Source organism: Synechococcus sp. H55.9, from assembly GCF_047462355.1.
Lineage (GTDB): Bacteria > Cyanobacteriota > Cyanobacteriia > Thermostichales > Thermostichaceae > Thermostichus.
Map to the genome: position 1 here is coordinate 8,004 of NZ_JANSJB010000053.1, position 10,225 is coordinate 18,228.

Below are 10,225 nucleotides of genomic sequence, written 5' to 3' on the forward strand. Positions count from 1 at the left end.
AGCTGTTCCATGGCTGTTTGCCATAACTCTATCTGCTGAGCAGAGCTCTTGCCTGGCCTCGCCCAGTGCCCTACTTAGCCAGAGAAATCGATTTAACCATCCCCAGATCGCTCCCCTATCCTTTGTTCGGATCGGCATCTACCCACACCTGGGGAGTAAAACTGCCATGTAGGCCATAGGGAATGTGGTGCCGCAACGGGATCCGCGCCACCGGGCCGGCAGCCAGGTCTGAGGCATCCAGGATCACCACCTGAGAGCGCTGGCTGGCCGCATCAAAAACCACCGTCACGATCCACCCCGCCTCTTCTGCTGGGTTCTCCGGATCCGGGATGAACACCGGCTCTCCCACAAAGCCGCGCGGGGCAAAGCTGTACTGCTGCGTGCGGCCTGTGGCGGTATCCAACTTGAGAATGGCCTGTAGGGGAGCATTGGGGCCAGGCGCATGGGTGGCTCCAATGTAGATGTAGCGGTGGGATCCCCCCATTTGAGCTGGGTGGATGGCCGGAAACTCCACCGAGCGATCCAGCAGCAGTTCCCGCCTCACACTGCCCGCCTTGGGATCCAGCTCAAACCGCCACAGCTTGCCGGCTGGCACCTGGGCAAAGTCGATCTGCAGGTAGTCGGCATCTGGCTCCAGGGCAGGATAGTTCTCATAGAGGACGGCATCCACCACCACCTGCTCCCCGACTTCGTAGCCGTTGACAAAATGGAACACAAACCCCGGCTCTGTTTCCAGTTGCAGGGGCTCGCCCTCTTGGGGAAAGAGCCAGATGCGGGTCGGTTCTCCGGGCTTCAAGGTCAGACAGGTGCCCGCCGGCTGCCAGCCCAACACAAACGGCAGGGGGTTGAAGACCACCGGATTTTGGAAAAAGATGCGGTAGCGGGGTGTCCAGACAAAATCGTGCAGGAAGGCAAAGCCCGGCAGGCGGTAGTCCCGCTGTTCCAGCAAGCGCCCGCGCGCATCCAGACGGTACAGCAACAAGGTGGAGTTGAGGGCAGCTCGCACCCCGAAGGCGATGAGATCTCCCGTGTGGGGATCCCGCCGGGGATGGGCGGTAAAAGGCTGGCTGGCGGAGATCCCGCCGGCAAATGTTTCGATCCCCTCCGTGGCCAAGGTGGCCGGGTTCAGGCGGTAGGGGGCGCTGGCCTCCCACAGCGCCAGCAGCTTGTCGCCCAGGCAGAGGACGTTGGTGTTGGCGGGGTTCTTCCATTTCAGATCCAAAAAATTGGCCCACCAGCCTCCCGGCTTCTGGGTGCCAAACACGCCGCGGTAGAGCACCCGGCCCGCCTTCTCCTCTGCCTCAAACTCAGGGGTGCGCACAAACCGGTTGCGAAAATGAACCTTCCCCGCCACAAAGGTGATGGCACAGATCATGCCGTCGCCGTCAAAAGGATGGCCGTAGCGCTGGGATCCCGCCTCCAGCTTGCCGGGGCCATTGCGAAATAGGGTTCCCCGCAGCCGCTCCGGGATCCGCCCCTCGATCTCCGTAATCCAATAGTCGTACTCCTGGCGCAAAGAGCGATAGCCCAACTGCCAGTCGGTGCTGCTGTAGGAGAGAGAAGCGATACTGACCATGGGAGATCGGCAAGCAACGCCTTCTATTGTTGCTTAAACTTTTGTAAAGTTACCAGTTTTTCTGGGTCAGCCTCGCTTGGGATCCCCAAGCTGAAGTTGCCCCAACTGGACTATGGTAGGAAATGCCCCAGAAGCGCCTGACAGGATAAACAGCACCCATGTTTGATGCCCTCTCCGAGAAGTTGGAATTGGCCTGGAGAAAGCTGCGCGGCCAGGACAAAATCACCGAAACCAACATTCAGGAAGCTCTGCGGGAGGTGCGGCGCGCCCTTCTGGATGCGGATGTCAATCTGCAGGTGGTGAAGCAGTTTATCGAGGATGTGCGGGAAGCTGCCCTGGGCTCCGAGGTGATCCTGGGGGTGACGCCGGATCAGCAGTTCATCAAGATCGTCCATGACGAGCTGGTCAAGGTGATGGGAGAGGCCAACGTGCCCATCGCCCAAGCGGAGCAGCCCCCCACCATTGTGCTCATGGCTGGCCTGCAGGGATCCGGCAAAACCACCACCTGCGCCAAGCTGGCTTTGTATTTGCGCAAGCAGGGCAAAAAGTCCCTCCTGGTGGCCGGAGACATCTACCGTCCGGCGGCTATCGACCAGCTCAAAACTCTGGGCCAGCAAATTCAGATCCCCGTTTTCGATCTGGGCAAGACGGATCCCGTGGAGATCGCCCGGCAGGGGGTAGCAGCCGCGCGGGAACAGGGCTACGACTATGTAATTTTAGATACTGCCGGTCGCCTGCAGATCGACCTGGAGATGATGGCTGAGCTGGAGCGGATCAAGGCGGCGGTGCAGCCGCACGAGATCTTGCTGGTGGTGGACGCCATGATCGGCCAAGAGGCGGCCAGCCTTACCCAAGCCTTCCACGAGCGCCTGGGCATCACCGGCGCCATCCTCACCAAGCTGGATGGGGATACTCGTGGCGGGGCGGCCCTCTCCATTCGCCAAGTTTCCGGCCAGCCGATCAAGTTCGTCGGTGTCGGCGAAAAAGTGGAAGCGCTGGATCCCTTTTACCCAGATCGCATGGCCTCGCGCATTTTGGGTATGGGGGATATCCTCAGCTTGGTGGAAAAAGCCCAAGAAGAGATCGACCTGGGCGATGCCGCCAGCATGGCGGAGAAGATGATGACCGCCCAGTTTGATTTCACCGATTTCCTCAAGCAGATGCGCCTGATCAAACGCATGGGATCCCTGGCGGGGCTGTTGCGGCTGATGCCGGGGATGGGCAAAATCAGCGAGGAACAATTGCAAAAGGGGCAAGACCAACTGGCCCGCGCCGAGGCCATGATCAACTCCATGACGCCCGAAGAGCGCCGCAATCCCGACCTGTTGGCCCGCAGTGTCAGCCGCAAACGACGGGTGGCCCGTGGATCTGGCCATAAGCTGGAGGATGTCAGCCGACTGGTGAGCGATTTCCAGCGCATGCGCGACATGATGCGCAACATGGGCATGGGCGGTGGTTTTCCCGGGTGGGGGGGCGGGCGCACCCCTCTTCCCGGCGGGGATCCCAGTTGGCGCGGACGTTCGACAGCCCCTCCTGCCCGGCCACAGCCCAGCCGCAAACCGGGCAAAGGTGGAGGCAAAAAAGGGGGCAGTAACCGCGGCTTTGGGGGCAAGTAAAATAAGACATGCCCTTCCACGTTGTTTTGGTTGCCCCAGAGATCCCGGCCAACACGGGAAACATCGCCCGCACCTGTGCAGCCACCGATACCCCTCTCCATCTGGTAGATCCTTTGGGGTTTCGCCTCTCGGATCGCTATCTCAAGCGGGCGGGGCTGGACTACTGGCAGCACGTCCAGCTCTATCGCTACCCCTCCTGGTCGGCTTTGCTGCAGGCCCATCCTGAGGCTCGTTTCTGGTGCTTTAGCGTGCGCGGCCAGGCCCTCTACACCGAGGTGTCCTATCAGCCGGGAGATTGGCTGGTGTTCGGCAGCGAAAGCCGGGGGTTGGATCCCGTGTTCTTGGAAACCTATCCCAGCGTGCGCATCCCGCTGCGGGGGCCGGTGCGCAGCCTCAACCTCAGCAATGCCGTGGCCATTGCCCTTTTTGAGGCATTACGTCAACAGGGATCCCTGACAAAGGCATGAGGGGTCGGGCCGATCCTGTTATGATCAGAGCTTCTCTCCGTCAGGAAGATGTGTGCTTTGCAGTATCTGCGTCCCGATTTGCTTCATCTCAAGCCCTACGACGCCGTGCCCACCCCGGCTGCCGACAAGCTGGACGCCAATGAGTTTCCCCTCGATTGGCCGGAAGGGTTCAAGCAAAAGCTCTCGCTGCTCTGGGAAAAAGGGATCCCGAGCAACCGCTACCCCGATGCCCAGCACCGGGGCCTCAAGCAGGCCATTGCCGCCTATGCCGGGGCCGATCCTGACCAAATCAGCCTGGGCAATGGGTCAGATGAACTGATCCGTTCGCTGCTCATCGCCACCTGTGTGGGCGGGCGGGGCGGCATTTTGGTTGCCGAGCCCACCTTCTCCATGTACGCCATCCTGGCCCAGAGCCTGGGGATCCCGGTGGTGCGGGTGCCGCGCCATGCCGAGACCTTTGCCCTGGATCTGGAGCGGTGTCAACAGGCCGTAGTGGAGCAGCGGGTGCGGGTGGTGTGTTTGGTGGATCCCAATTCGCCTACCGGCAACGGCCTGAGCACCGCCGAGTGGGCCTGGGTGGAAGGGTTGCCCGCCGAGATTTTGGTGATCCTCGATGAGGCCTATTTCGAGTTCAGCCAACACACGGCCCTGCCCAAGCTGGCGGAGCACCCCAACTGGGTTATCTTGCGCACCTTCTCCAAAGCCTTTCGCCTGGCGGCCCACCGGGTGGGCTATGCCATCGGCCACCCGCAGCTCGTCCGGGTGCTGGATGCCATCCGCCTGCCCTACAATCTCTCGGCCATCTCCCAGTGGGCCGTTCAGATCGCCCTGGAACATGCCGAGGAGTTTTTGGCCGACCTACCCCTTATCCGTCAGGAGCGGGAAGCCCTCTACCAAGCCCTGCAGGAGCTGCCGGGAGTGCGGGTGTGGCCTAGCCAGGCCAATTTTCTCTACTTCCGGGTGGCAGGATGGGATCCCCAAGATTTACAACGGGCCTGGCAAGAGCTGGGAACTTGCGTGCGCTGTACCGGCGGCGGGCTGCGCCTGACGGTGGGCACCCCCGCAGAAAACCGACGCGCCCTGGAGCGCCTGCGGCAGCTCTTGCCATAGCTCTAACCTGCCTCTAGAGCCGGGGTGGATCTATGGACAAGAAGCGCTGGATCCAGCTTTGCACCTGCTGCAATTGTCGTTCGTCCAGTTGCTCCAGCGCTTGGGCAATTTCCGCTCTGAGTCGTCTCTGGGCGTCGGTTTGAGCCTGCTGCAGCAGCCAACTTTGAACAGGGCTGGGGTACTCAAGAAAGTCATAGGCCCAGGGATCCCGTTCCTCCAGCTCAGGCTCTGCCTGGGGCAGTTGCTCACGCCAGCGCTCTTGAGCGCGGCTAAACTCCTCCGCCAAAAGATCGGTCGGTCGCCCCTCCGCCTGCAGAGAATCTCGATACTTCTTGTGAACCAGAAGCCAGCGCTGCCGAATCTGAGAGCGTTGCCATCTTGGGATTCTACCGATTCTGCCTTCGGTGAAGCGCTCATAAAACCTGAGCGCGTCTCGGTAGCGGCCCAGTCGCTCGTAGGCCAGGCCCACCTCCAGCGGCTGCAGCCACCAAGCGTGCTCCCCGCGCACACTGCTTACCACTTCCTGAAGAAAATCTCGCAGCCCAGGGGATTTCCGCCTCAGCTCTTCCCAGTTGGTCTGGAGATCTCGAGCCATACAGGCCACCAGCTCGTAATCGTGTCCCCGCTGCCACGCCTGCGGGTGGGCCTGTACCGCTTTCCAGAGCTTCTCCCACTGGCGGCGCCGGATCAGGACTCGCAGCAGCAGCGGCCACTCTTTCAAGCGTTCCAGGCTGAGGATGACATCGTCGATGTACTCCTCCCACTCGCCCGCGAGGGGACGTCCCGCCTCCTGCCATTTGCTCACCACTGCTGCGTCCTGCCGGTCTTTGGATAGCCACCTCACCTTGCCGGGAAAAGGTTCCAGTTGGATCTTGGCCCGGTAGTAGCGGGAATGCTCCGTTTGGCCACCTTGATCCCAAATGGCAACTGCCTCTTTAAATTGCCCTTGCTGAAAATGACAGGTGCCCCAAATCCGGTAATACCGATCCGCAGACGGCTGCCGCTGGCCGAGAAAGGCCAAGTTTCCCCCCAAAGCCGCGAGCGTCTCTTGCAAAAACCGGCTGCGGGCCTCCACCTCAGGACAAAACGTTTGCAAATTGTCCAGGACTTCTTGGAGTTCCGCCAAAAACTTCTCCACACAGGCTTTCCAAGTGGGATCTGTTCGCGTAAGCGGGACGGAGTCGTTGTTCTTGGGGATGACTTCAGTGCTCAGCCAATCTCGCACCCGCACCAGTTGTCGGAAGCGCTCCACAGGCTTGGCAGAGGTTTTTTGAGTCACCACCATCCAATCCACCAGAGGACTGTAGTCTGGGATCCCAGGGCACCCGGCAAAGTGGGTGGCAGTGTGCTGCTGCAGCTCCGACCAAGCCCTTGCTCTCCAGAAGCACTCCCAGGCTTCTCGTTTGAGATTTTTACCAGGCAGAGCCGACTTCTCCAAGCTCAGGAACTGTTGTCCTGCTGCAAGATATTCCTTCCGGAGCTTGAAGATCCAAGCCCGACATTCTTGCTCTAATTGCGGGTTATCTGCTTTCTGCACCAGAGTTTGAACATCCTCAAGCAGCGAAAGGTTACCTTCTTCTACGCCGCGCCCAAGTAGCTCAAGAGCCGACTCCAGCAAATCTTTCAGGCTGGTATTTGTCCAGTATTGGATATTCATGGCTTTGACGGGGCAGCCCAGCAGTGGCGGATCAGTGTTCCATTTTGACCAATCCTCTTCCAGAGAAGGATGATCGAGCCAAAAGTTAAGTTCTAAGCTCGGGTTCCAGAATTCCCGCCAACCAGCAGAAGTGTCCACAATAGCCAAAGCCTGAGTGGGGCGGGTAATACCAACATACAATTGGTTGAGAAAGTACTGTAAGCCCAGTTCTCCTCTGCCTCTCCGGGTGTAATGTTTAAGGTTTTGATCGAATTTCTGCCGGTAGTAGTCTCCAAATTTGTAGAGAATAACTTTTTTGAACTCCATTCCCTTGACGGCTGTAACAGTTTGTAGAAGAGGTGGTTTGAGATTCTGCTCTAACTCCTCGGCATAGACTTTTTGAAGTTCGGGATCCCGCCTCACATAGTTTAGCTCATCCCCTGTAGAACAGGGTAAGACACAAACTGTTCCTGTGAGGTCGCTAAGCATATTTCTCAATTCACTTTCAATTAAATTTTTTTCCTGGCCATCCAGCACAAATTGTTGAACTGGTATACCTTGCTCTTGAGAACGCCAGGGCTGCTGGGGATAGATTTCTCGATTGCCGCTGAGGACCCGCCGCCATAGATTGACCACATTGCTAAAACGAGTAATTTGGGGGTTGCTACGATAGTTATTTTTCAGCTCTTGGGGATCCTCGATCTTAAAGGGATGGGTTGGCAATAGGTAGGCGCGGATATGCTCGTAGAGATATTTTTTCAGGGCAGCCCAACGAAATCCTGTTGGGTTAATGGTTTGTAAGGGATCCCCGGCAAAGGCGTAGGGCAGGCGCTCAACGGCCCAATCTAACTTGTATTTCCCCCAAGGGGATAAACAGAAAATAATATTCAGCTCAAGTTGGGTAAAGTCCTGAACCTCATCGCAAAAGATGACCGGATGGATGGGGTTAAGCGTGCCATTTTGCAACACATCTCTAGCTAAGTCTTGATCATCCCAGTAGCCCTCGCGAGTGATGCGTTCCTGATAGCTTGGCCAAATCCCTTTGTAAATCTGCTCAAAGGATCTTTCATCCACACTGCGGTCGGCCTCGGGCACTTCCCGATAGCCATCGGGATCCAAGTAATCGCTTACCTCATAGCCTTTGATCAGGGTGCGAATGGTGTGCCAAGCCAACTCTAGATCCACATCATGGCGACAGCGATACCAGTTCTGAAATCGATAAAAATTGATATACTGATCCGGCTGGTAGCGTTCCTGTCGCTCAGGGGGAAGACAGCCCAACAGGTAATCCTGAAAAGTCCTAAAAAAAGCTCGACACTGCCGAATTTCTTCGGCTGAAAAGCTATAGCCCTCCTCACGATAGCGATGGCTAATGCGCAAAATTGTGCTCACCCTGTCGCGAGCTTGCTGCACCAAACTGGCGCTATAGGTCAAAAAGAGAGGGTGGTAGGGAGAAGTTCCCTGCCTTGAAGTTTTGAGGTAGTGGCTACAATAGTCGGCAAAGCGATAGTACAACATCAAAGACTTGCCGCTGCCGGCTCGCCCGTTGATCAGCAGGGGCATAGATGTGCTTTGCAGGATTTCTTCCTCCTCCATGGACAAAGCCAGGTTTCCCTCTGTGCTCTCCTGCATTTCCAGCCAAAGGGTCTCATCCGCCACGATGTAGTCCGGGTAGGCGCGACGGGCGTACCGCTTCCATACCTCCAACGGTTGTGGGTGCTGGAGAATATCCGGCTGCTTGGCCCCCATCCCAAAGAGGCAGGTTCGACCTCCCAGCTCAAACCGTTCTTTTTGCTCTGGGCTATGGTCGTAAACCCCGACGAGAAATGGAAAGAAGACCCCTTGCTGCTCGCACAGCCGCACCAGGCTGAGGACCAGATGCAGGGATCCCTCTTGCCAGCATTTAACCTCTGCCCCTGGATAAAAGCTGGGGAGCTGGCGGTAGATCTCGCCTGTCTCATTGGCAACAAACTCGGCCACCGCCCGATAAACCTGGCGCCGCTGCTCTGGAGAAAGGGCTTGCACTTGCCACACCCATTCCCCACTTTCCAAGACCAGCCGCTCCTGCCGATTGGGAGCATTCAAAAACTGTGTCCATTCATACAGCTCATCGGGCAAAGGAGGAAGCCGGTTTTGTCCATTTTCCTCTTGTAATTTTTTACACCGCCTTTCTGCCAGCCAATCCTGCAACTGGCCGTCAGGAGCCCAGTTTCTCACCCGCTCTTGATAGTCGCGAGCCTCCCGCCGATCTAAAAATTCCTGGTACTCATGGCTACCTCTTGGCCAGAGGCCAAACAAGACCAAAACCGACTCCTCTCCCAGATGGCGCAGCTCGCCCACCAAGCGAATGTTGTCGCGCAGGTTGCGCTTCCAGTAAGGATAACGAACGTCGAACAACTGGCTCAAAAGCGTGCGATCCCCCTGCTCCAGCCGTTCTATCAATACCTTCAGATCATATTGAGCGCCCTCTTCCAGAACTTCTCTTGTGCAGTAGACGTACATGGGATCTCGCCAGGTATACCTGATAACTATCCTAGTGCCGGTCAAGCATTGGGAATGATCCGTATGCCAAAAGTCTTAATTTTTTTGCGCTCCGCTTATCGCCCATAAAAATCTATGAATCAATCAGGTTATCTTGATTTAAGTTTTTGTGAAACTATTTGCAATTCTGATTGAGCTAGGAGCTAGGTTGGCGCTCCGCGCCGCTAGCGCGAACGGGCTGAGGTGCCATATTGCTCCGCAACGCTTAAGCAAATGCTGGATTGGATCCCTTGAATGCTCTCCAAAATCGCTTGATAGCCCGTGCAGCGGCAAAGGTTGCCCCGCAATTGATCCCACAATTCTGCCTCCTTGGGTGTCAGCGTTGCGGAGCCAGCAGGGATCCCTTGCTCCCAAAGCCAGCGGGCAGTCAGGAGGGCGTGCAAAAGCCGCACTGAAATCGGATGGGGATGGGAGCAGGATCCATGACGGTCCTCTTTTTTGACTCACCTCTACCTCATCTGTTTTGACCAAGATGTTTTACATGGACAATGGATGGTTCCGTTGCTTCTCATGCCGCTTTTCCATGAGGTGAGGGGATCCTGTCTCTCGCAGATCGGTTTGCCCGCCCTCGTTCAAATGGCTTTCTTGGATGATTGGAGCAGGATTGGCTTTGGATCCCATTGGATGGCGGCTTTTCCAGGTGGGGGGTTCGTCGAGCGGCGGGATCCGAAGCGCTGTTCCTGTTGGGTTGTCTATCTATCTACCCTGTTACGCAAGGAGGGGCTATGGCATTGGTTTACTTTGCACCGGTGCTCGACGTGCGGCTGCAACCAAGGCAGCAGAGCTCGAGAGAGCGACCTCGCCCAGTCTTCCCTACACCGCTGCAGGTTTGGGAGAGCGGCGAGGCCTACACCGTCCAGTTGTGGGCGCCCGGCGCCGATCGAGAGCGTTTCCACATTGAGGCCACAGCCCAGCAGCTTTCCATCAGCGGCGAGCTCCAGGTTCATGGCCCTGAAGGTGCCGAATTGCTCTATCAAGAGGTAGAAGCGCAACCTTTTCAACGCACCCTCAAACTGAGCAAAACTATTCAGCCGGAAAAAGTCTCGGCTACCTACCGCGACGGCATTCTCACCCTCACCCTGCCCAAGGCCGATGCCGCGCGGGTGGTCAAAGTTCAAGTGGGCACTTCAACCCCCTCGGAAGCGGTGACGGTGGAAAGCCAACCTGCCTAGTCTCCCCTCTCCCTCTGGGAGCGGGGCCGGGGGTGAGGGCTGTCTCTTTTAGACAAGACCGAGCGCCCCAGCCGAAGTGCAATGGGCTATGCCGGCGTGGGGGTGGA

At 57.6% G+C, this 10,225-nt stretch carries 7 protein-coding genes; 4 read left to right on the top strand and 3 right to left on the bottom strand.

Annotated features, from left to right (window positions below; all coding sequences use genetic code 11):
• Positions 1 to 115: 115 nt before the first annotated feature.
• Complete coding sequence (locus NW857_RS08255) at positions 116 to 1,576, bottom strand: carotenoid oxygenase family protein (protein ID WP_414333793.1); 1,461 nt, start codon at positions 1,574 to 1,576, stop codon at positions 116 to 118.
• Positions 1,577 to 1,734: 158 nt separating this feature from the next.
• Here NW857_RS08255 and ffh point away from each other — a divergent pair, with 158 nt between their 5' ends.
• The 3 genes from ffh to NW857_RS08270 are packed head-to-tail and all read left to right on the top strand — an operon-like array spanning position 1,735 to position 4,769.
• A complete protein-coding gene (gene ffh / locus NW857_RS08260) occupies positions 1,735 to 3,192 on the top strand; it encodes a signal recognition particle protein (RefSeq protein ID WP_414333791.1) in 1,458 nt (485 codons plus the stop codon).
• 8 nt (positions 3,193 to 3,200) lie between these two features.
• Positions 3,201 to 3,659, top strand: a complete 459-nt coding sequence (locus NW857_RS08265; RefSeq protein WP_414333789.1) for a tRNA (cytidine(34)-2'-O)-methyltransferase — start codon at positions 3,201 to 3,203, stop codon at positions 3,657 to 3,659.
• Positions 3,660 to 3,707: 48 nt separating this feature from the next.
• On the top strand, positions 3,708 to 4,769 hold the full coding sequence (locus NW857_RS08270; RefSeq protein WP_414333788.1) for a histidinol-phosphate transaminase: 1,062 nt from the start codon (positions 3,708 to 3,710) through the stop codon (positions 4,767 to 4,769).
• Between the two features lie 13 nt (positions 4,770 to 4,782).
• Here the strand turns inward: NW857_RS08270 and NW857_RS08275 are convergent, their stop codons facing one another.
• Positions 4,783 to 8,907 carry a hypothetical protein gene (locus NW857_RS08275; protein WP_414337150.1) on the bottom strand — a complete coding sequence of 1,375 codons (4,125 nt, stop codon included), beginning with the start codon at positions 8,905 to 8,907 and terminating at the stop codon, positions 4,783 to 4,785.
• Positions 8,908 to 9,110: 203 nt separating this feature from the next.
• On the bottom strand, positions 9,111 to 9,329 hold the full coding sequence (locus NW857_RS08280; RefSeq protein ID WP_414368632.1) for a 2Fe-2S iron-sulfur cluster-binding protein: 219 nt from the start codon (positions 9,327 to 9,329) through the stop codon (positions 9,111 to 9,113).
• A 342-nt stretch (positions 9,330 to 9,671) separates the two neighbouring features.
• Between NW857_RS08280 and NW857_RS08285 the strand changes: the two genes are divergently transcribed.
• On the top strand, positions 9,672 to 10,118 hold the full coding sequence (locus NW857_RS08285) for an Hsp20/alpha crystallin family protein (RefSeq protein ID WP_414333784.1): 447 nt from the start codon (positions 9,672 to 9,674) through the stop codon (positions 10,116 to 10,118).
• Positions 10,119 to 10,225: the final 107 nt, after the last annotated feature.